This is a genomic window from Pseudomonas sp. GW101-3H06, assembly GCF_059424605.1.
On sequence record NZ_JBWKZO010000001.1, the window covers coordinates 300,521 to 320,238 of the forward strand.

Sequence of the window (19,718 nt, forward strand, 5' to 3'; positions counted from 1 at the left end):
GAGCACAGACACCGATGAGGCTGGGCTAGATAACCCCTTCCTCATCATCATCAACCAAATGACTCAACCCGCCCAATGCCTCCCGGGCCTGGGTTCGGTCCATCAGTTTGGCCCGTGCGGGCGCCGGCAGGTCGGTGACGAGGATCACGCCTTTGCTGATCAGCACCTCGATCAAGTCGTCGAGTACCCGGATCATTTCCAGGTCACTCTGGCGCAGTTGCTTGAGTTGTTTAATTTGCTTGAGCTGATTGAGGCTGGTGGCCATGACCTCGTTGGCGAACCAGGCCTGGAGGTCAGGGTGGTCGGCCGGCAGCGTTTCCGTGGATTCGGCGTAGGCTTCGGCTTCGACGCGCATCAGTTGCCCTTCTGCATTGCGTTGCACGTAGAACATGGAGCATCCCTCAGAAGTGAACCGCGTCATGCTGTCAGCAGCATAGGCGAAATACGCCATATGGTTATTCGCTAACGGTATTTAAAATCCTGTTCTTATAGCTATAAAGTCACACCCCTGCGTACCTGCCGACCAATCGGCGCGCCGCACGACACGAACCAACACGGGACCTCCGTGAGTTTCTGATCGACGCGCGCGCCCTTGAGCGTGCCGTGCGTGGGAGTGATTTATGTCAGCAGTTTCAGCATCGCCAGTCATCGCGCCACAACGCTTTGAAATCCGCCCGTTCAGTGGGGCGGTGGGCGCCGAAATCATCGGCCTCGATTTGTCCCGACCGATCAATGATCAAGACTTCGCCCGCATTCACCGCGCGCACCTGGATCATCACGTGGTGGTGTTCCGCGACCAGCGCATCACCCCCCAGCAACAGATCGATTTCAGCCGCCGTTTTGGCGTGTTGCAGATCCATGTGCTCAAGCAGTTCCTGCTGACGGGGCATCCGGAAATCCTCATCGTTTCCAACATTGTCGAGAATGGCCAGAACATCGGCCTGGGCGATGCCGGCAAATTCTGGCACTCCGATCTCTCCTACAAGGAACTGCCGAGCCTGGGTTCGATGCTGCATGCCCAGGAGCTGCCGACCGAGGGTGGCGATACCCTGTTCGCCGACATGCACAAGGCCTGGGACAACCTGCCTGAAGCGTTGCGCAAAGCGGTCGAAGGTCGCTCGGCAGCGCACTCCTACACGGCGCGTTACAGCGAGACCAAATTCGAAGGCAACTGGCGCCCGACCCTGACGCCGGAGCAGCTCGCCCAAGTGGCTGAAGTCGTGCATCCGGTCGTGCGAACGCACCCGGAAAACGGCCGCAAGGCACTGTTCGTCAGCGAGGGCTTCACCACCCGCATCGTTGGCCTGCCAGAAGACGAGAGCCGGCAACTGCTGGCCGAGCTCTACGCCCACAGCGTGTTGCCGCAAAACATCTACCGCCATCAGTGGCAGCCCCATGACCTGGTGTTCTGGGACAACCGTTCGCTAATCCACCTTGCCGCCGGCTGCCCAAGCTACCTGCGGCGCAAGTTGTATCGCACCACCATCCAAGGCGACGCGCCTTTCTGATTTCTCGGAGATTTGATCATGTCCAAACGTCTTCCTTTTGCGTCACTGGCCGCGGCGATCGGCCTGGGTTTCAGCTTGATCGCCGGCAGCCTGGTGGCGCCGACCGCAGCCCACGCCGAAGGTGAAATTCGCATCGCCGAACAGTTCGGCATCGTTTATCTATTGCTCAACGTGGTGCGCGATCAGAACCTGATCGAGAAGTACGGCAAGCAGGAGGGCATCGACATCAAGGTCGACTGGACCCAGCTCTCCGGCGGCGCGGCGGTCAACGATGCGTTGCTCTCCGGTTCCATCGACATTGCCGGTGCCGGCGTCGGCCCGCTGCTGACCATCTGGGACCGCACCCATGGCAAGCAGAACGTCAAGGCCGTGGCATCCCTGGGTAATTTTCCGTACTACCTGGTGAGCAATAATCCCAAGGTCAAAACCATCGCCGATTTCACCGAGAAGGACCGCATCGCGGTGCCGGCGGTGGGGGTGTCGGTGCAGTCGCGTTTCCTGCAATACGCGGCCGCCAAGCAGTGGGGCGACAAGGAATTCAATCGCCTCGACAAGTACACCATCGCCGTTCCGCATCCCGACGCCACGGCGGCGCTGATTGCCGGCGGCACTGAGTTAAGTGGACATTTTTCCAACCCGCCGTTCCAGGATCAGGCGCTCGACAACCCGAACGTGCACGTGGTGTTGAACACCTATGACCTGCTCGGCCCGAACTCGCCGACGGTGCTGTTCGCCACCGAGAAATTCCGCAACGAAAACCCGAAAACCTACAAAGCCTTCATCGAAGCGCTGACTGAAGCCGCGCAATTTGCGCAGAACGATAAAGGGGCGGCGGCGGACACATACATCCGCGTCACCAAAGCCAAGATCGACCGCGCTGCGTTGCTGAAAATTATCGATAACCCGCAGTTCGAATTCAGTGTCACACCGAAAAATACTTATCCGCTGGCCGAGTTCCTCTACCGCGTCGGCGCGATCAAAAACAAGCCGGACTCGTGGAAGGATTACTTCTTCCAGGACGCCAAACCACTGCAAGGGAGCTGACCTACATGAACGCCCCTTTGCAAGGCCACACGGTCAGCAAACCGACCACGGCAGCCCAAGCGCTGCTGTCGGTCGATAACGTCAGCCTGGAATATCGCACGCCCCAGCGGGTGGTGCGGGCGACCCATCAAGTCAGTTTCGAGATCGATTCGGCGGACCGCTTTGTTCTGCTCGGTCCGTCCGGTTGCGGCAAGTCGACCTTGCTCAAGGCCGCTGCCGGGTTCATTCAGCCAGTGGAGGGTGAGATTCGGTTGCAGGGCCAGCGCGTCGATGCGCCGGGGCCGGACCGGATCGTGGTGTTCCAGGAGTTCGATCAGCTGCCGCCATGGAAGACGGTCAAACAGAACGTGATGTTTGCGTTGCTGGCGTCGAAGACCCTCAAGCGCAAAGAGGCTGAAGAGCGGGCGCTGCACTACCTCGACAAGGTCGGTCTTGCAGCGTTTGCAGATGCCTATCCACATACCCTGTCAGGTGGCATGAAGGCGCGAGTCGCCATCGCCAGGGCACTGGCCATGCAGCCGAAAATCCTCCTGATGGACGAACCCTTCGCTGCGCTCGATGCGCTGACCCGACGCAAGATGCAGGAAGAACTGCTGCTGCTTTGGGAAGAAGTGCGCTTCACGCTCTTGTTTGTCACGCACTCCATCGAAGAGGCGCTGGTGGTGGGCAACCGCATCCTGTTGCTGTCGCCACATCCGGGGCGGGTGAGGGCGGAAGTCCACAGCCATCAGTACGATTTGCATAGCCTGGGCGGTGTGGCGTTTCAGGAATCGGCGCGGCGTATCCACAGGCTGTTGTTTGACGAAGGGCAGTCGCCGGAAACCGAGCGCGAACTGGATTTCGCCGACATCCGCATCGCTTATTGAGCCAGTTGAAAGGAGGGCCCGATGAGCCATTTATCATCCCCGCGTGAAGAATTCGAAACCGTATTGCAGCCACTGACCAGCGTGCCGCTAGAGCGTGAATTGCCCCTCGGGCAACGCCTGTGGCAACAGGGCTGGCTGCGCAAAAGCCTGATCCTGATTTTGCTCGCCGTACTCTGGGAGGCGGTCGCCCGTTATCAGAACAACGACCTGTTGCTGCCGAGCTTCGTGCAAACCTCGCACGCACTGTACGACGGTCTGCTCAGCGGCGAGCTGCTGGGCAAGGTGTGGATTTCCCTGATGGTGCTGCTCAAGGGCTACCTGATCGGCATTGTCCTGGCGTTTGCCCTGACCACGCTGGCAGTGTCGACCCAGTTCGGCCGCGACCTGCTGAGCACCCTGACCTCGATGTTCAACCCGCTCCCTGCGATTGCGCTGCTGCCGCTGGCACTGTTGTGGTTTGGCCTGGGGCAGAACAGCCTGATTTTCGTGCTGGTGCACTCGGTGCTCTGGGCCTTGGCCCTTAACACCTACGCAGGCTTTCTCGGCGTCTCGGAAACCCTGCGCATGGCCGGACGCAACTACGGCCTCAAGGGTATGCGTTTCGTGCTGTTCATCCTGATCCCCGCAGCACTGCCCTCGATCCTCGCGGGCCTGAAAATCGGCTGGGCGTTTGCCTGGCGCACGTTGATTGCCGCTGAGTTGGTGTTTGGTGCTACCAGCGGGAAGGGCGGGTTGGGCTGGTACATCTTTCAGAACCGCAATGAGCTGTACACCGACAAGGTGTTTGCCGGGTTGGCGGTGGTGATTTTGATTGGGTTGTTGGTGGAGAATTTGGTGTTTGATTCGCTGGAGCGGGTGACGGTGAAGCGGTGGGGGATGCAGCGGTGAGGCTGGCCTCACCGCGCTGTTTTTTGGACGGTGATTAATATCCCCTTCGAAGTTCTGTGACACGCGTTATTGGTCCCGTCGTGGCAGTCATCCGCGGTCTGCTTCCGGTTCTACTTCCAGGCACAGACTGGGTTTGTTGACCCCTGAGTGAATTGTGTCCTTGATAGGGGTTTGGCTGCTTGACGACGCGATTTGATGGTGGTTTTTGTTTAAATTTTTGAGGGTAAGGGGGTAGTTTTTTCAGGGCTTCAGGATCAAACAAAAAATTGTCGGCAAAGGCCTTTTTTACACTTTTTGCAGCACCTAAAACCTGCGAAACACCGCTATTGGCGAGGCTTGCGGTCTTCCTGAGCACAGGAGCAGCAACGGTTTGCACTGCGTCCGTCAATGCCTGCACAAAGCGTGAAAGCGCCCAGGGTGAATGCCCCGTCGGATCCGAGTTCATCACCGGCTCCCCGTTGCAATATGCATACGCATTCCTTCCGCCCTTATCCAACGGACTCAAACTGTCCGGGCGGTGAAAACGCATCAACCAAGGGTTGTAAGCACGGTAGCCTTTGCCCAGCAAATACCAATCGAATCCCGGCTCGCGCAGTTCACCGTTGAACCCTAGCCGCGTCATGACCTCAAGCTGCGCCGACTGCTGGCCGTAGGGTGAGTATGCGATGCGATTGGTCCTGCCCGCGTCGATTTCGGCGAGTACCGAGTTTTTAAAATCCACCGCCAGCAGCACCGTGCGTTGTCCGGTCGAATTCTGTTGATTGGGTTGGGTCATATCGAAAACCTATGTGGGAGGGTCGATGTGATGTCTGGCTAAGTTTTACCCTCCACGGCAACGGTTGAGAACTAGCAGAACTGATAGTGGTTCGGGCGAGTTAGATGGGGATCTATGCGGATGGTGATGGTGATTGTGCGGGCCTCTTCGCAAGCAGCCTGCTCGCGAAGGGGCCGGAACTGCCAACGCATCAGTGGGGAGATGTTTGCTAGCATTGCGCCTGAATCAATCTACATCAGACACGAGTGCTCAGCATGCAACTCCCGGATATGAACCTCCTGGTCGCTCTCGACGCCCTGCTCGACGAAGGCAGCGTAGTGGGTGCCGCGCGGCGGATGAACCTCAGCCCGGCGGCCATGAGCCGAACGCTGACGCGCATCCGCGAGGCCATTGGTGATCCGATCCTGGTGCGGGCCGGCCGTGGTCTGGTACCCACACCCAAGGCGCTGGAGTTGCGCGAGCAGGTGCGGGATGTGGTGGAGCAAGCCGCGCAGCTATTCCATTCGGCCCGTGTCGTGGACCTGGGCAGTTTGCGCCGACGCTTCAGCATTCGGGCCAATGACTTTTTCATCGGCATCTACGGCGGCAAACTATTCGACACCATGGAGCGTCAAGCGCCGCATTGCGAGTTGCGCTTCGTTCCGGAAGGCGATGGCGATGACGAGGCCTTGCGTGAGGGCCGCATCGATTTGAGCGTCAGCAACAACCGGCCGCTGATGCCGGAAGTGAAAGTGCAGAACCTGTTTTCCACCCAGTTCGTCGGCCTGGTGCGCGAAGATCATCCGTTGCTCGATGAAGAGATCACCGCCGAACGTTTTGCCGGGTTTTCCCATATCAGCATGTCACGTCGCGGGATTGCCCGTGGACCGATTGACACGGCGCTCAACGCCTTGGGGCTGGAGCGGCGGGTGGCGGTGATCGCACCGAGTTTCCATGCAGCGATGTTCGCCTTGCCCGATTCCGATCTGATTCTGCCGGTGCCCAGGGAAACGCTGCTGAGCGTGCGGCGCCTGGGTTTGAAATTGCGTTCGTTCACCCTGCCGGTGCCGCTGCCGACCATCATGCTGACCCAGGCCTGGCATCCGCGATTCGATAATGACCCGGCCCACCGCTGGTTGCGTGAGACGCTGAAAAGCTGTTGCGATGAGACGTGGCTGGCGGCACAGCCGGTCTGAAGATCAAAAAATCGCAGCACCGCTCTAACACCTATGGATGGTGGTCCGCCTGACTCGGTGGTGTTAGTTTTTTCCCGTCGTTTCTTCGCGAGACCACTTTCTGTCCTCGCTTTTTTTATCATCCAATTGCTGCGTCCCACGCACTTATAAATTACCAATAAGTCAGTTTTCGTCAGCGATTTGCCTTCGTAGACTGCCCTCTCAATCATTTCGGAGTTGTGAACCGATGACCTCCCTGACGGCCTCGGTGCCTCTGGCCGCGCCTGTGTCGGCCGCCGCGCCAGTGGTGTTTGGTCCACGGATCATCATTGGCCTGGTGGGTGTGCTGCTGGCGGTGTTGGTTTCGGGCCTGAACGAGATGGTGACCAAGGTCGCCCTGGCTGACATTCGCGGTGCCCTGGCCATCGGCTACGACGAAGGCACCTGGCTGGTCGCCAGCTACGCCGCGACTTCGGTAGCGGCTGCGGCCTTCGCGCCCTGGTGTGCGGTGACGTTCTCGTTACGGCGTTTCACGCTGTGTGCGATCAGTGCATTCATCCTGTTAGGCGTGTTGTGCCCGATTGCGCCGAATTACGAAAGCCTGCTGGTTTTACGCACGTTGCAAGGCCTGGCCGGTGGCGCGTTACCCCCCATGTTGATGACTGTCGCACTGCGTTTTCTGCCGGCCAACGTGAAGATATTCGGCCTGGCCGGTTATGCCCTGACCGCCACCTTCGGTCCGGGCCTTGGCACGCCACTGGCGGGGTTGTGGACCGAATACGTCGGCTGGCAATGGACGTTCTGGCAAGTCGTCGCGCCGTGCCTGATCGCCACGGTGGCGGTGGCCTACGGGATTCCCCAGGACCCATTGCGACTGGAGCGCTTCAAGCAGTTCAACTGGCGCGGTTTGCTGCTGGGATTCCCGGCGATCTGCATGTTGGTGATCGGCATTTTGCAGGGCAATCGGCTGGACTGGTTCGAGTCGAGTCTGATCAGCGTCTTGCTGGTGGGCGGCACGTTGTTGCTGGTGCTGTTTCTGATCAACGAGTGGTCGCAGCCGATCCCGTTTTTCAAGATGCAGATGCTCGGCATTCGTAACCTGTCGTTTGCTTTGTTAACCCTGGCCGGGGTGCTGGTGGTGCTGCTGGCAGTGATCATTATTCCGTCCAGTTACCTGGCGCAGGTCCAGGGTTATCGCCCGGTGCAGACCGCGCCGATCACCCTGCTGGCGGCGTTGCCACAGTTGATCGCGCTGCCGTTGGTGGCGGCGCTGTGCAACTTGCGCTGGGTCGATTGCCGCTGGGTATTGGGCATCGGCCTGGGCATGCTGACCCTGTCCTGCCTGGGTGGATCGCAGCTGACCTCTGCATGGATTCGCGATGATTTCTATGTGCTGCAACTGCTGCAAATCTTCGGTCAGCCCATGGCGGTGCTGCCGCTGCTGATGCTTTCAACCGGCAGCATCAGCCCGATGGATGGGCCTTTCGCCTCGTCCTGGTTCAACACCGTGAAAGGCCTGGCGGCGGTGATCGCCACCGGCGTGCTGGAGACGTTGACCACGGCGCGGCTGCACTTTCACTCGACGATGCTGGTGGATCGCCTGGGCAATTCGCCCTTGGCCGATGCCGACAGCGCCGGCCTCGCCCATCGGCTGCATGAGCAGGCGGTGGTGCTGACCGCAGCTGACCTTTACCTGTGCATGGCCGGCGTCGCCGTGGCGCTGATCCTGCTGATTTTCTGGCTGCCGACGCGGATCTATCCGCCGCGCGCACCGACCTGAATGCTCCACTGAAACTGAAGGTTTTTATGACGACTCAATCGAAGCAAAAAGTGGCCGTGGGCGCTGCCGTTGTGATCGCGGTGGGCGCGCTGATTTATCTGCTGGGGCCTGGCCTGTTCGGCCAGCGTACGCACCAAAGTACCAATGACGCTTATGTCTCGGCGGACTACACGCTGGTGGTGCCGCGCGTTGCCGGGTTCATCAAGCAAGTGCTGGTGGAAGACAACCAGCAGGTTCAGGCCGGGCAGTTGCTGGCGCTGATCGATGATCGCGATCTACGCGCCGCTGCCGAAGCGGCTGCCGCAGAAGCGCTGATGGCCCAGGCGCAATTGCAAAATGCCAAGGCCACCCTTGAGCGCCAGGCGTCGGTGATTGCCCAGGCACAAGCCGCGATGGTGTCGGCCAAGGCTGAGATGGCCTTCGCCGAGCATGAGCTCAATCGCTACAACCATCTCGCCGGTGTCGGTGCCGGTACGGTGCAGAACGCGCAGCAGGCGCGCACGCGCATCGATCAGGCCAGCGCCCGGTTGACCAATGTCACGGCGGTGCTGGCGGCGGAACGCAAGCAAGTGGACATCCTCACCGCTCAGCGCGATGGGGCTGACGGTGGCTTGAAGCGGGCGCAGGCGAAGCTGGAAATGGCCAGTTACGAGCTGTCCTACACGCGGATTACTGCGCCGCAGGACGGCATGGTCGGCGAGCGAGCGGTGCGGGTTGGCGCTTATGTCACACCGGGCAGCAAGCTGCTGGCTGTGGTGCCCCTGGCGCAGGCTTATGTGGTGGCCAACTTTCAGGAAACCCAACTGACCCACGTGCAGCCGGGGCAGAGCGTCCAGGTCAGCGTCGACACCTTTGGCGGCGAAATGCTGAATGGGCGCGTCGAGAGCATCGCACCGGCTACCGGAGTGACCTTCGCTTCGGTCAAGCCGGACAACGCGACCGGTAACTTCACCAAGGTCGTGCAGCGGATTCCGGTGAAGATCGTGCTGGCGCCGGGGCAGCCCTTGGCTGAACGGTTGCGGGTGGGGATGTCGGTGGAGGCGAGGATTGATACCGCGAGCGCCGGCGTCGAGCATGAGGTGGCGCAGCGATGAAGATGTTTGGTGATGGGTCTGACGCTTTCGCGAGCAGGCTCGCTCCCACAATGGGACGGTGCGTTGACCACAATCTATTTTCAAAAGGTGATTCCCTGTGGGAGCGGGCTTGCTCGCGAAGAGGCCATCAGCCTCGACTCACCTTGTGCGCCTTACTGGTCATGAGTCTTTCAGCCTGCACCGTCGGCCCGGACTTCAAGAAACCCGAAACCCAACAAGTCACCGAGTGGTCGAAACCTTCAAATGCCGCCCCCAGCCAGGCCATCACCGAGGCGATGAACGAACGCTGGTGGGAAGTGTTCAACGACCCGAAACTCTCGGCCTTGAGTCAGCGCGCCCTGACCGATAACCTCGACCTGAAGCTCGCCAGCAGTCGCCTGGAGCAAAGCCGCGCGGTGCGCCAGGTGGTCACCGCCGACCGCTACCCGACGACCGCTGCCACCGGCAGCTACGCCCGTAAACGCAACAGCGGCGAAGGCTTGATGGACCCCTCGGGGCACAACGGCAATTCCGCATTCAACCTCTGGGATGCCGGTTTCTCTGCATCCTGGGAGCTGGATTTCTGGGGGCGGGTGCGCCGCGAAACCGAGGCCGCCGACGCCACACTGGAAGTCGCGGAAAACGACCGTCGCGGGGTGCTGTTGTCGGTCCTCGCTGAAACCGCCCAGGACTACATTCAACTGCGCGGTGTACAAAACACCCGGGCCGTCACTGAGCAGAATCTTGAGGTGGCTCGCCACAGTCTGAAGCTGTCGCAGCTGCGCCTGGCCGACGGTGTCGCCACGGATCTGGACGTCGCCGAAGCCGCCGCGCAAGTCGCCGCCATCGAATCGCGCCTGCCGGCGCTGGAACAACGTCAGGCGCAACTGATCAACGCCTTGAGCCTGTTGATGGGTGAACCGCCCCAGGCGCTGACGGCCGAGCTATCCACCGATGCGCCGGTGCCGCAGACGCCGCGCCAGGTTGCCATCGGCCTGCCGTCGCAACTGGCCGAGCGCCGCCCGGACATCCGCCAGGCCGAGGCCCGTTTGCATGCTGCCACCGCGAGCATCGGCGTGGCCAAGGGTGATTTCTATCCACGCATTACCCTGTCGGGCAATGTGGGTTCGCAAGCCATGCAGTTGAGCGATTTCGGTTCGTGGGGCTCGCGTGCCTTCGGTATCGGCCCGCAATTCACCCTGCCGTTGTTCGACGGTGGGCGCTTGCGCGGCGTGCTGAACCTGCGCGAAGCCCAGCAACAGGAAGCGGCCATCACCTACCAGCAAACCGTGCTGCGGGCCTGGCATGAAATCGATGACCAACTGAGCGCCTACAACGCCAGCCAATTGCGTCGCGACAGCCTGGCCGAAGCGGTGCGCCAGAACCGGATCGCCCTGCAAACCGCGCAACGGCAATACGTTGAAGGCGTGGTGGATTTCGTCAACGTGCTCACTGTGCAAGGCGCACTGCTGGCCACCCAGGAGCAATGGGTCGAGAGTTCGACCGGGGTGTCGCTGGCAGCGGTCGGGTTGTACAAGGCATTGGGTGGTGGATGGGAGTCGGTTTATCCGCTCGCCGCGCCGCGTTAAGTCACCGTATGCCGCTCAAGGCTTGGCCGACAGATCCGCCATGCCCTTGAGCAACTCGATCGGCAATGGAAAAACGATGGTCGAACTCTTGTCGCCGGCAATCGAGCTCAGTGTCTGCATGTAACGCAACTGCATGGCGCCGGGCTGGCGACCGAGCATTTCGGCGGCTTGCATGAGCTTTTCCGAGGCCTGCAATTCGCCTTCGGCATGGATCACCTTGGCCCGGCGTTCCCGTTCCGCTTCGGCCTGTCTGGCGATGGCGCGGATCATCGATTCGTTGAGGTCCACGTGCTTGATTTCGACGTTGGCCACCTTGATGCCCCAGGCATCGGTCTGGGCGTCGAGCACTTGCTGGATGTCGATGTTCAGCCGTTCGCGTTCGGCCAGCAGTTCATCGAGTTCGTGTTTACCGAGCACCGCGCGCAAAGTGGTTTGCGCCAATTGACTGGTGGCCATCAGAAAGTCTTCGACCTGGATGATTGCCCTCTGGGGATCAAGGACGCGGAAGTACAGCACAGCGTTGACCTTGACCGAAACGTTGTCGCGGGTGATCACGTCCTGCGCCGGCACGTCGAGGACGATGGTCCGCAGATCGACGCGGACCATTTGCTGGATCACCGGAATCAGCAGGATCAGGCCCGGTCCCTTGACCTGCCAGAAGCGCCCGAGCTGGAACACCACCCCGCGCTCGTATTCGCGCAGGATGCGGAACGTCGCGCCTGCCAATGCGATCAGCAGCAACAGGAGCGCGGCAAAACCCAGCTGTAAGCCCATGACTATTCTCCAACCGATACCGCGTCAGCCGCGGCCACTTCCAGCATTAATCCCTTGCGTGCCACCACCTGGACCCGCTGACCGATTTGCAGCGGCTTGGCGCTCCACACCTGCCAGTGTTCGCCCTGTAAATGCACCCAACCGTGGCAGGTATCGCCCACTTGAAGCGATAACACCGGCGTCACACTACCCAGCAGTCCGGCATCGCCGCTGACGTTCTGGCGCGGTCGGGTTTTCAGGGCGCGGATCAGCAAGAAGATCAGCAGCAGTGCACTGATCAGTCCCAAGCCAATCATCAAGGGTACGGGTAATTCGGCATTGGTCAGGATCACGGCGCCGATCACGAACATCACGATCCCACCCAGGCCGATCACGCCATAGTTGGGCAGGGCGGCCTCAGCGATCAGAAACGCGATGCCGAAGGTGATCAGCCAGATGCCGATGGGGTCGGGACCCGGCAGTCCGACAGGGTCTGCGGCGAAGGCGGAGCCGCTCAAGGCCAGCAGGAATGCAATGGCACAACAACGCGTATTCACGTGACCCTCCGGGAGAGTCGCTGGTGGTTCTGTATACAGTTTAGTTGACGTGTCGTTTGTATGAATTTTGCTCAGTTGTCGACCTGTCCGATGGGCGGATTTCCCGCCGGATCGTTCCGGCAGGCCTAGACTTTGAGTACGTAGAAAAAGTGTTAACCATCGTCCGCCAGGCGTTTTTGCGGACACCGAGGTGCATCATGCGTATGGCAAGAACCGTGCAGAGAAGCCTGGAAAAGGCTCAATGCGACTATGACATCGTCACCCATCCCCACTCGGCCAGCAGCCTCGAAACGGCGCGTGTCGCGGGCATTCCCGCCGAACGGGTGGCCAAATCCGTAATCCTCGACGACCACCACGGGCACTACCTGATGGCTGTGCTGCCCGCCAGCCGTCACCTGGACCTGAGCAAAGTCCGCAGCAGCGGTGAATGGCAAGTCTCCCGTGAAAGCAATCTGCCGCACCTGTTTGACGATTGCGAACGCGGCGCCGTGCCTGCCCTGGGTGAAGCCTATGGACTGGACGTGGTCATCGACCCGCTGTTGACCCGGCAGAAAGACATCTACCTGGAAGCCGGCAACCACACCAATCTGCTGCACATGAACGTGCCGGATTTCCTGAAAATGGTGCCGCATGCGGAAGTGCGGGAGTTGAGTTATTAAGTTTACAGCGCCTGTGACATCGATTCGCGAGCAGGCTCGCTCCCACAGGGGATCGCGTTTCTCTTGTGGGAGCGAGCCTGCTCGCGAATGACTGCGAAGCAGTCACCTCACGACGAAAGAAGGAGTCAGACATGGAAAACCCAACCCACAGCCTCCCATCCCTGTTCAAACAACTCGGCCTGCCGGACGACGCCGAAAGCATCGATAAATTCATCGCCACCCATTCACCGCTCAAACCGGATCTGCATCTGGCGGATGCGTTTTTCTGGAGTCCGAGCCAGGCGGAACTGTTGCGCGATGAAATTCTGGATGATGCCGATTGGGCGGAGGTGGTGGATCAACTGGATGTAATGTTGAGGAAGGGGCGGGGGGTGTAGGCGTTTAGTTCGCTGGAGGCCATTGTCGGGATGTATGAACCAAGGCAAGTATCCAGACTGCATCCAGTTCCTGTTGATAAACCATGCGATAACTCTGGTGCGGAATGAGTTCGCGAGTGCCTGAGACGACTCCAACAGGACCACTCCCGGGGTTCTGTACAAGTCTGGATATCGCATCGCTGAAGCGGTTATCCATGTCGATGGCCGCTTTTGGGTTAACGGCGTGTAAGTAATCCCAAATGTCTGCACGGTCCTGTGCTGCTTCCTTCGTCCAGATTATTTTCATTCTTGTATGGCTGCCCTTCCACGCCTGGCGGCGAACTCTGCTTCAACTTCTTCATTCGTCAGACCATCACCTTTGCGCATGGAAGCACGAGCGATATCCACTTTACGTTGCAGGAATGCTTCGTATTCACGTGACTCTCGTTGTGTTTGAACAAATTGTCGCATCATTTCCCGAACAATTTGCGAGGCAGGCCGGTGAGCCGCTTCTGCTTCGGCCATGAACTGTTCGCGCAATTCTGATTCGAGTTTCATCGTAAAAACGGCTTGTTTTGACATGGCCTGGCCTCCGAACGGATGTGATGAAAAAGTATATACAAATTCATTACATTGATTCGCCAACGGTCGGGCAGTAATGACGGATGGTCACCAATTTGTTTCAAAACTTGACGAAAAATCCCTTCAAATGCCATATTGATAGTTAGCAAACTAACAGTGTGTGCCTTCCCTCGTGCCGAATAACCTCGACGCTCTCCAAATGAACATCAGCAGCTCCATGGTGGTGGCCGCGCGGCATTGGCGCAAGATCTGCCAGACGACGCTGGTCAACTATGGAATCTCCGAAGCCTGCGCCGTCCCGTTGTTGATGATCGGACGCTTGGGCGATGGTGTGCGGCAAGTGGCGGTGGCGCAGGCGTCGGGGATGGAGAGTCCTTCGCTGGTACGTTTGCTGGATCAGTTGTGCCATGCCGGTCATGTCTGCCGCACCGAAGACGCCCAGGATCGCCGCGCCAAATGTCTGAGCCTCACCGACAGCGGACGGACGCTGGTGCAAACCGTCGAGGTCGAACTGGTGCGTTTGCGCAATGAAGCACTGGAAGGCATCGACCGGCGTGATCTGGAAGCCGCGCTGCGTGTGTTGAAGGCCTTCGAATCGGCCAGTCCATTTCCGGTGACCCACCCTTGAACGGTTTCTTTACCGGCATGCCCCCGGCGCGGGACTGGTTCTACGGCGTGCGCACCTTCGCGGCGTCGATGATCGCGCTGTACATCGCCCTGCTCATGCAAATGCCGCGTCCGTACTGGGCGATGGCCACGGTGTACATCGTTTCCAATCCGTTTCTCGGCCCGACCACATCCAAGGCGCTGTACCGCGCGGTCGGTACCTTGCTGGGTGCTGCTGCAGCCGTTTTTTTCGTGCCGATGTTCGTCCAGAGCCCCTATGTGCTGGTGCTGGTCATTGCCCTGTGGACAGGGACGTTGCTGTTCCTGTCCTTGCATCTGCGCACCGCCAACAACTACGCGTTGATGCTGGCCGGATACACCTTGCCCTTGATCGCATTGCCGGTGGTGGATAACCCTTTGGCGGTGTGGGACGTAGCGCAAGCGCGCACCGAGGAAATCTTCCTCGGTATCGCCGTCGCAGCAGTGGTCGGCGCGATCTTCTGGCCCCGGCGGCTTACGCCGGTGTTCAACGATTCGGTGAGCAAATGGTTTACCGATGCATCGACCTACAGTCTGCGTTTTCTCAGCCGTAACGTTCAGCCGGATGAAGTCAGTGGTTTGCGCGCCTCGATGGTCGCGACCTTCAACAGCCTGGAATTGATGATCGGCCAGTTGCCCCACGAGGGTGCGCGTCCGCAGACCGTGCGCAACACCAAGGAATTGCGCGGGCGCATGATCCACTTGCTGCCGGTGATCGATGCCCTTGACGATGCGCTTTACGCCCTCGAACGGCGCACACCCGAGCTTGTGGACAAGCTCGCGCCGCTGCTCGGCGCCACTTCCGATTGGCTACAGCGCCAAGACGCCGACATTGACCGCTGGCAGGCGTTGAAGCATCAGCTCGAAGCCCTGCAACCCAGTACTCAGGCGCTGGAGGATCGCAAGCAACTACTGTTTTCCAACGCGCTGTATCGCCTCGGCGAATGGATCGATCTATGGCAGGACTGCCGCAGCCTGCAAATCGCCATCCAGTGTGAAAACCAGGACAGCTGGCGCGCGGTGTATCGCCATTGGCGGCTGGGGCGGCTGACGCCGTTTCTGGACCGTGGCCTGATGCTTTATTCGGCGGCGTCCACCGTCACCGCGATCATTGTCGCGTCGGTACTGTGGATTCTGCTCGGCTGGACTGACGGTGGCGCGGCGGTGATCCTGGCCGCCGTGGCGTGCAGCTTCTTCGCTTCGATGGACGACCCGGCGCCGCAGATTTACCGGTTCTTTTTCTGGACAGCGATGTCGGTACTGTTCGCCAGCCTGTATCTGTTTCTGGTGCTGCCCAACCTGCATGATTTCCCGATGCTGGTGCTGGCGTTCGCCGTGCCGTTCATCATCGTCGGCACCCTGACGGTCAAGCCGCAGTTTTACCTGGGGATGCTGCTGACGCTGGTCAACACCTCGTCCTTCATCAGCATTCAGGGCGCCTACGACGCAGATTTCCTCAGCTTCGCCAACTCCAACCTGGCAGGTCCCATCGGTCTGCTGTTTGCGTTTATCTGGACCCTGGTTGCCCGGCCGTTCGGCGCCGAGCTGGCAGCCAAGCGCCTGACCCGTTTCAGCTGGCGCGATATTGTCAGTCTCACCGAGCCGGCAACGCTGGCCGAGCACCGGCACCTGGGCGTGCAGGTACTGGATCGCCTGATGCAGCACTTGCCGCGCCTGGCCATGACCGGCCAGGACACCGGCATCGCCCTGCGGGAAGTGCGCGTGGTGCTGAATCTGCTGGACCTGCTCGCCTATACGCCACGGGTTGATGGCGTGCCGCAGGCGCTGCTGCATCAAGTGGTGGCCGAGGTCGGCAAATACTTCAAGGCGTGCCTCAAGGCCGGCGAACGCTTGCCGGCGCCGAGCCCGCTGCTGATGACCCTTGACCGGACCCGTCGCGCCCTCGCTGGCGCGGGTGACGAGCAAACCCGCCTGCACCTGCTGCACGCCTTGAGCGGCTTGCGCCTGGCGCTGTTGCCGGGTGTCGAATTCGTCGGTTCCGCAGAGCAAGAAGAACCGCTTCCTCATGGCATCGATGGAGCGCCTTTATGATCGGTGATCTGGATATCAGCGGGGTGTTCCTGCCCACGCTGCTGGTGCTGATGGGCCTTACGTACGTGTTGTACCTGCTGGTGCATGGGGTACTGACGCGCCTGCACTTTTACCGTCTGGTCTGGCACCGGGCATTGTTTAACGTGGCTCTCTACGCCTTGCTGCTTGGCGTGGTGGATTCACTCAGTCGATACCTGATGACATGAAAAAACCTTTATTGACCATCGGTCGCGTGGTCCTGACCCTGTTGATCGTGAGCTTCGCCGTTGTCGTGGTGTGGCGCATGGTGATGTATTACATGTTCGCCCCCTGGACGCGCGACGGGCACATCCGCGCCGACATCGTGCAGATCGCTCCGGACGTGTCCGGGCTGATCCAGCAGGTGGAAGTACGCGATAACCAGAGGGTCAAGCGAGGACAGGTGCTGTTCAGCATTGACCCGGACCGCTTCAAGCTGGCCCTGCGCCAGGCAAAAGCGGCGTTGGCCGACCGCGAAGAAACCCTGGCCCAGGCCCAGCGTGAAGCCAAGCGCAACAAGGGGCTCGGTAATCTGGTGCCGGGCGAGCAACTGGAGGAAAGCCAGTCGCGGGTGGCGCGTGCCCAAGTGGCATTGATGGAAGCCCAGGTGGCGGTGGACAGCGCTCAGCTCAACCTTGATCGCTCGGTGATCCGCAGCCCGGTGGACGGCTACGTCAACGACCGCGCGCCGCGTGCCCAGGAGTTTGTCAGTGCAGGGCGGCCGGTGTTGTCGGTGGTCGACGGCAACTCTTTCCACATCGACGGCTATTTCGAAGAAACCAAGCTGGACGGCATTCATGTCGGCCAAAGCGTCGACATCCGCGTGATCGGCGACCGTGCGCGGCTGCGCGGTCACGTCGAAAGCATCGTCGCCGGTATCGAAGACCGCGACCGTACCAGCGGCAGCAACCTGTTGCCCAACGTCAATCCGGCGTTCAGTTGGGTGCGGCTGGCCCAACGGATTCCGGTGCGGATTGCCTTCGATGACGTGCCGGCGGATTTCCGCATGATCGCCGGACGCACCGCCACGGTGTCGATCATTGATGATCAGGTCCGGGGGCCGGTGCAATGAGCAAGGCCTCGGTTTTAGCGGTCGCCGGATTGGGCCTGCTGTTGTCGGCGTGCCAGGTGGTCGGGCCGGACTATCAGTTGCCCGAAGAAGCGGCCATCCAACGTGAGGATTTGCAGGGCGAACTGGCGGTCGATGGCAAGCCGGTGGTTTCGGCGCCTGTACCTGCCGATTGGTGGCGCCTGTACAACGACCCGCGGCTCGACCAGCTGGTTCAACAAGCCATGGCGTCCAATACCGACTTGCGCGTAGCGGCAGCGAACCTGCTGCGGGCTCGCGCCCAGGTCGACGAAGCCGAGGCGGCGGGCGGCTGGAGCGCTGGTGTGAAGATGGGTGCCCAACGCTTGCAGGAGTCCGGCGAAGCGTTCCTCTTGCCGGAAAAAGTACCGGTGGCCAACATCGGTGATATCGGCATCAGCGCTTCTTATCAGTTCGATTTGTTCGGCACCTTGCAGCGCGGCATCGAAGCGGCCAAGGCCAATGCCGATGCGACGCAAGCCGCGGCCGATACTGCACGCATCACCCTGGTGGCCGACGTGGTACGCGCCTATACGCAAGTGTGTGCAGCCAACGAAGAGCGGGAAATCGCCCAGCACTCCCTCGACCTGCAAGCCCAGAGCACCACGCTGATTCAACGTCTGCGCGATGCTGGGCGCGGCGATGAAACCCAGGTCACCCGTTCGCAAACCCAATTCAAATCCCTGCGCGCCGACATGCCGCGTTATGAAGCGGCGCGCCAGGCCGGACTGTTCCGTTTGTCGATGCTGTTGGCCATACCGGTGGGTCAATTGCCTGCCGGGACCGACAGCTGCGCCGAACTGCCGAAAATTGCCCACTTGATGCCGGTGGGGGATGGCGCGGCATTGCTCAAACGGCGTCCCGACGTACGGCAAGCTGAGCGCCGACTGGCGGCTGCGACTGCCACCATCGGCGTTGCTACGGGTCAGCTTTACCCGGACATCAGCATCGGCGCGACCGTCGGTACCATCGGTATCCTGGATAACCTCGGCGAACCGTCCACCAACCGCTGGGGCTTTGGACCCTCGCTGACCTGGACGGTGCCGACCAACGGCGCCCGCGCGCGTATCCGCGAGGCCGAAGCGGCCACTCAGGGCGCACTGGCACATTTCGACGGCGTGGTACTCAACGCTATTCGTGAAGCCCAGACCGGCCTGGCCCAGTACTCCGCCTTGCTGCAACGCCGTGATGCCCTGGCGGACGCCGAGCAATCGGCGAAACTGGCGGCCGACCAGACTCACCGTTTCTTCCAGGCCGGCCGTGCGTCATTCCTGGCGGACTTGCAAGCGACCCGCACCTACACCGACGTCACGGCGCAACTGGCGGCTGCAAACACTCAGGTTGCGACGAGCCAGATCGATTTGTTCCTGGCCCTGGATGGCGGTTGGGAAAGCGGACGAACGCAAGCGTCGAACTCCGGCAAACCCTGAGGCCGTTGCTATGCTTTGAAGTGTTGAAAGGGCGTTCGTGAAAACGCCCCTTGCTTCGTACAAGGCTTGCGCAGGTCATGGGGAAACCAATAATGAAAAACCCTTATGCTCTCGGCTTCTGGTGTGCCGTCGTGGCGTTGGTGCTGCTCACGGCGACCTATTTCTACGGCATCATGCTGGCCCACCAGATCGACAAGGCGATGGTATTTCTCGACAGTGCCGCCGCGCTGATCGCCGTGATGTCCATCGCAGTGGTGGCCTGGGCGTCCGTCCAGACTCAGCGGGTCAAAAAAAGACAACTCGAACAAGGCAAGACCCTGGTGCTGATCTGGGACACCAAGGTGGCGCTGCGTCGTGTCGAAACGGTGTTCGACCGCTATTTCTGGGGCAGTTACTGGCAACCGGGGCGCACGTTCCAGGAAGTCATGGGCGAGCTCACCGGCACGCCGCTGGAAAAGAGCCTCGAAACCTTGAAAAAGCAGTGCCTGGAGCTGGACAAACAAGTGGCCGACGATGGTCGGCACTGGCTCAACAACGCCCGGGAACTGGCCGATGTCGCCACTGCCATGGCTCGTGAGCGCTATCAACTGGATTTCTGCGATCCACGTGGGGAAGTGACGGGCGGGGCGGTGATCAATCGGGACTTTGAAGTGCTGGTGTACACCTGGACCGCTCGGCTCAAAACCTTTGATCATCAACTGGATGAGATCGAAGTTCAGTATTCCTGAATCGATGTTGGGTGTTCTGACGCCTTCGCGAGCCTGCTCGCGAAGGCGTTTTCATGAACACAAAATACCTCACCCGCTTATGACACTCTTTCACCTTTAATCATTGGGCCGCTCCGCGCACCTGATGCTAATCTGCTCCCCACTTCAAGCGCAGTCGTGACCGCAACCCGTCAT

General features: G+C 60.3%; 22 protein-coding genes. 16 read left to right on the forward strand and 6 right to left on the reverse strand.

What is annotated here, in order from left to right:
- Positions 1-25: 25 nt before the first annotated feature.
- Positions 26-391, reverse strand: coding sequence for a tryptophan synthase subunit beta (locus AC07ZE_RS01410; protein ID WP_207260265.1), 366 nt, complete (start codon positions 389-391; stop codon positions 26-28).
- 229 nt (positions 392-620) lie between these two features.
- Between AC07ZE_RS01410 and AC07ZE_RS01415 the strand changes: the two genes are divergently transcribed.
- The 4 genes from AC07ZE_RS01415 to AC07ZE_RS01430 are packed head-to-tail and all read left to right on the forward strand — an operon-like array spanning position 621 to position 4,306.
- On the forward strand, positions 621-1,508 hold the full coding sequence (locus AC07ZE_RS01415; protein WP_207260267.1) for a TauD/TfdA dioxygenase family protein: 888 nt from the start codon (positions 621-623) through the stop codon (positions 1,506-1,508).
- 18 nt (positions 1,509-1,526) lie between these two features.
- Positions 1,527-2,552: an ABC transporter substrate-binding protein gene (locus tag AC07ZE_RS01420; protein WP_207260269.1), complete on the forward strand. Its 1,026-nt coding sequence runs from the start codon at positions 1,527-1,529 to the stop codon at positions 2,550-2,552.
- A gap of 5 nt (positions 2,553-2,557) precedes the next feature.
- On the forward strand, positions 2,558-3,418 hold the full coding sequence (locus tag AC07ZE_RS01425; RefSeq protein ID WP_207260271.1) for an ABC transporter ATP-binding protein: 861 nt from the start codon (positions 2,558-2,560) through the stop codon (positions 3,416-3,418).
- Between the two features lie 21 nt (positions 3,419-3,439).
- Positions 3,440-4,306 carry an ABC transporter permease gene (locus AC07ZE_RS01430; protein WP_207260273.1) on the forward strand — a complete coding sequence of 289 codons (867 nt, stop codon included), beginning with the start codon at positions 3,440-3,442 and terminating at the stop codon, positions 4,304-4,306.
- A 34-nt stretch (positions 4,307-4,340) separates the two neighbouring features.
- On the opposite strand, the gene AC07ZE_RS01435 is transcribed toward AC07ZE_RS01430, so the two are convergent.
- Positions 4,341-5,081: an RHS repeat-associated core domain-containing protein gene (locus tag AC07ZE_RS01435; RefSeq protein ID WP_207260275.1), complete on the reverse strand. Its 741-nt coding sequence runs from the start codon at positions 5,079-5,081 to the stop codon at positions 4,341-4,343.
- 254 nt (positions 5,082-5,335) lie between these two features.
- Here AC07ZE_RS01435 and AC07ZE_RS01440 point away from each other — a divergent pair, with 254 nt between their 5' ends.
- The 4 genes from AC07ZE_RS01440 (at position 5,336) to AC07ZE_RS01455 (ending at position 10,677) form a co-directional block, all read left to right on the forward strand.
- Positions 5,336-6,256 carry a LysR family transcriptional regulator gene (locus AC07ZE_RS01440; RefSeq protein ID WP_207260277.1) on the forward strand — a complete coding sequence of 307 codons (921 nt, stop codon included), beginning with the start codon at positions 5,336-5,338 and terminating at the stop codon, positions 6,254-6,256.
- Between the two features lie 226 nt (positions 6,257-6,482).
- Positions 6,483-8,015 (forward strand): MFS transporter, encoded by a 1,533-nt coding sequence (locus AC07ZE_RS01445; RefSeq protein ID WP_207260279.1) that lies wholly within the window; start codon positions 6,483-6,485, stop codon positions 8,013-8,015.
- Positions 8,016-8,041: 26 nt separating this feature from the next.
- On the forward strand, positions 8,042-9,109 hold the full coding sequence (locus AC07ZE_RS01450) for an HlyD family secretion protein (RefSeq protein WP_207260280.1): 1,068 nt from the start codon (positions 8,042-8,044) through the stop codon (positions 9,107-9,109).
- Complete coding sequence (locus AC07ZE_RS01455) at positions 9,106-10,677, forward strand: efflux transporter outer membrane subunit (protein ID WP_207260281.1); 1,572 nt, start codon at positions 9,106-9,108, stop codon at positions 10,675-10,677. Before AC07ZE_RS01450 ends, AC07ZE_RS01455 begins: the two co-directional genes overlap by 4 nt.
- A 15-nt stretch (positions 10,678-10,692) precedes the next feature.
- Here the strand turns inward: AC07ZE_RS01455 and AC07ZE_RS01460 are convergent, their stop codons facing one another.
- Positions 10,693-11,451, reverse strand: a complete 759-nt coding sequence (locus AC07ZE_RS01460) for a slipin family protein (RefSeq protein WP_207260282.1) — start codon at positions 11,449-11,451, stop codon at positions 10,693-10,695.
- A gap of 2 nt (positions 11,452-11,453) precedes the next feature.
- Entirely contained in the window at positions 11,454-11,987 is a 534-nt protein-coding gene (locus tag AC07ZE_RS01465; protein ID WP_207260283.1) for an NfeD family protein, read from the reverse strand.
- 197 nt (positions 11,988-12,184) lie between these two features.
- Here AC07ZE_RS01465 and AC07ZE_RS01470 point away from each other — a divergent pair, with 197 nt between their 5' ends.
- Entirely contained in the window at positions 12,185-12,646 is a 462-nt protein-coding gene (locus AC07ZE_RS01470) for an aminoacyl-tRNA deacylase (protein ID WP_095192447.1), read from the forward strand.
- 131 nt (positions 12,647-12,777) lie between these two features.
- Positions 12,778-13,023: a DUF2789 domain-containing protein gene (locus AC07ZE_RS01475; RefSeq protein WP_207260285.1), complete on the forward strand. Its 246-nt coding sequence runs from the start codon at positions 12,778-12,780 to the stop codon at positions 13,021-13,023.
- A gap of 4 nt (positions 13,024-13,027) precedes the next feature.
- Here the strand turns inward: AC07ZE_RS01475 and AC07ZE_RS01480 are convergent, their stop codons facing one another.
- Together AC07ZE_RS01480 and AC07ZE_RS01485 are read right to left on the reverse strand one after the other, a co-directional pair.
- Positions 13,028-13,309, reverse strand: a complete 282-nt coding sequence (locus AC07ZE_RS01480; RefSeq protein ID WP_207260291.1) for a type II toxin-antitoxin system RelE/ParE family toxin — start codon at positions 13,307-13,309, stop codon at positions 13,028-13,030.
- A complete protein-coding gene (locus tag AC07ZE_RS01485) occupies positions 13,306-13,584 on the reverse strand; it encodes an antitoxin of toxin-antitoxin stability system (protein ID WP_095192444.1) in 279 nt (92 codons plus the stop codon). Before AC07ZE_RS01485 ends, AC07ZE_RS01480 begins: the two co-directional genes overlap by 4 nt.
- A gap of 199 nt (positions 13,585-13,783) precedes the next feature.
- Here AC07ZE_RS01485 and AC07ZE_RS01490 point away from each other — a divergent pair, with 199 nt between their 5' ends.
- The 6 genes from AC07ZE_RS01490 to AC07ZE_RS01515 all read left to right on the forward strand — a co-directional run bounded on the left by AC07ZE_RS01490 (position 13,784) and on the right by AC07ZE_RS01515 (position 19,544).
- Positions 13,784-14,212 carry a MarR family winged helix-turn-helix transcriptional regulator gene (locus AC07ZE_RS01490; RefSeq protein ID WP_095192443.1) on the forward strand — a complete coding sequence of 143 codons (429 nt, stop codon included), beginning with the start codon at positions 13,784-13,786 and terminating at the stop codon, positions 14,210-14,212.
- Positions 14,209-16,281 carry an FUSC family protein gene (locus AC07ZE_RS01495; RefSeq protein WP_207260294.1) on the forward strand — a complete coding sequence of 691 codons (2,073 nt, stop codon included), beginning with the start codon at positions 14,209-14,211 and terminating at the stop codon, positions 16,279-16,281. Before AC07ZE_RS01490 ends, AC07ZE_RS01495 begins: the two co-directional genes overlap by 4 nt.
- Positions 16,278-16,487: a DUF1656 domain-containing protein gene (locus AC07ZE_RS01500; RefSeq protein ID WP_137805970.1), complete on the forward strand. Its 210-nt coding sequence runs from the start codon at positions 16,278-16,280 to the stop codon at positions 16,485-16,487. The genes AC07ZE_RS01495 and AC07ZE_RS01500 overlap by 4 nt, the downstream gene beginning before the upstream one ends.
- A complete protein-coding gene (locus AC07ZE_RS01505) occupies positions 16,484-17,371 on the forward strand; it encodes an efflux RND transporter periplasmic adaptor subunit (protein ID WP_207260297.1) in 888 nt (295 codons plus the stop codon). The genes AC07ZE_RS01500 and AC07ZE_RS01505 overlap by 4 nt, the downstream gene beginning before the upstream one ends.
- Positions 17,368-18,816 (forward strand): efflux transporter outer membrane subunit, encoded by a 1,449-nt coding sequence (locus tag AC07ZE_RS01510; protein WP_207260299.1) that lies wholly within the window; start codon positions 17,368-17,370, stop codon positions 18,814-18,816. Before AC07ZE_RS01505 ends, AC07ZE_RS01510 begins: the two co-directional genes overlap by 4 nt.
- 92 nt (positions 18,817-18,908) lie before the next feature.
- Positions 18,909-19,544 (forward strand): NADH:ubiquinone oxidoreductase subunit N, encoded by a 636-nt coding sequence (locus AC07ZE_RS01515; RefSeq protein ID WP_207260301.1) that lies wholly within the window; start codon positions 18,909-18,911, stop codon positions 19,542-19,544.
- Positions 19,545-19,718: the final 174 nt, after the last annotated feature.

Bases quoted from the DNA above. Each gene is read 5' to 3' on its own strand.
- AC07ZE_RS01410 (WP_207260265.1), bottom strand. From the start codon at position 391: ATGTTCTACGTGCAACGCAATGCAGAAGGGCAACTGATGCGCGTCGAA.
- AC07ZE_RS01450 (WP_207260280.1), top strand. From the start codon at position 8,042: ATGACGACTCAATCGAAGCAAAAAGTGGCCGTGGGCGCTGCCGTTGTG.
- AC07ZE_RS01460 (WP_207260282.1), bottom strand. From the start codon at position 11,451: ATGGGCTTACAGCTGGGTTTTGCCGCGCTCCTGTTGCTGCTGATCGCA.
- AC07ZE_RS01505 (WP_207260297.1), top strand. From the start codon at position 16,484: ATGAAAAAACCTTTATTGACCATCGGTCGCGTGGTCCTGACCCTGTTG.
- AC07ZE_RS01420 (WP_207260269.1), top strand. From the start codon at position 1,527: ATGTCCAAACGTCTTCCTTTTGCGTCACTGGCCGCGGCGATCGGCCTG.
- AC07ZE_RS01470 (WP_095192447.1), top strand. From the start codon at position 12,185: ATGCGTATGGCAAGAACCGTGCAGAGAAGCCTGGAAAAGGCTCAATGC.
- AC07ZE_RS01490 (WP_095192443.1), top strand. From the start codon at position 13,784: ATGAACATCAGCAGCTCCATGGTGGTGGCCGCGCGGCATTGGCGCAAG.
- AC07ZE_RS01415 (WP_207260267.1), top strand. From the start codon at position 621: ATGTCAGCAGTTTCAGCATCGCCAGTCATCGCGCCACAACGCTTTGAA.
- AC07ZE_RS01500 (WP_137805970.1), top strand. From the start codon at position 16,278: ATGATCGGTGATCTGGATATCAGCGGGGTGTTCCTGCCCACGCTGCTG.
- AC07ZE_RS01515 (WP_207260301.1), top strand. From the start codon at position 18,909: ATGAAAAACCCTTATGCTCTCGGCTTCTGGTGTGCCGTCGTGGCGTTG.
- AC07ZE_RS01425 (WP_207260271.1), top strand. From the start codon at position 2,558: ATGAACGCCCCTTTGCAAGGCCACACGGTCAGCAAACCGACCACGGCA.
- AC07ZE_RS01435 (WP_207260275.1), bottom strand. From the start codon at position 5,081: ATGACCCAACCCAATCAACAGAATTCGACCGGACAACGCACGGTGCTG.
- AC07ZE_RS01475 (WP_207260285.1), top strand. From the start codon at position 12,778: ATGGAAAACCCAACCCACAGCCTCCCATCCCTGTTCAAACAACTCGGC.
- AC07ZE_RS01480 (WP_207260291.1), bottom strand. From the start codon at position 13,309: ATGAAAATAATCTGGACGAAGGAAGCAGCACAGGACCGTGCAGACATT.
- AC07ZE_RS01430 (WP_207260273.1), top strand. From the start codon at position 3,440: ATGAGCCATTTATCATCCCCGCGTGAAGAATTCGAAACCGTATTGCAG.
- AC07ZE_RS01485 (WP_095192444.1), bottom strand. From the start codon at position 13,584: ATGTCAAAACAAGCCGTTTTTACGATGAAACTCGAATCAGAATTGCGC.
- AC07ZE_RS01440 (WP_207260277.1), top strand. From the start codon at position 5,336: ATGCAACTCCCGGATATGAACCTCCTGGTCGCTCTCGACGCCCTGCTC.
- AC07ZE_RS01510 (WP_207260299.1), top strand. From the start codon at position 17,368: ATGAGCAAGGCCTCGGTTTTAGCGGTCGCCGGATTGGGCCTGCTGTTG.
- AC07ZE_RS01455 (WP_207260281.1), top strand. From the start codon at position 9,106: ATGAAGATGTTTGGTGATGGGTCTGACGCTTTCGCGAGCAGGCTCGCT.
- AC07ZE_RS01445 (WP_207260279.1), top strand. From the start codon at position 6,483: ATGACCTCCCTGACGGCCTCGGTGCCTCTGGCCGCGCCTGTGTCGGCC.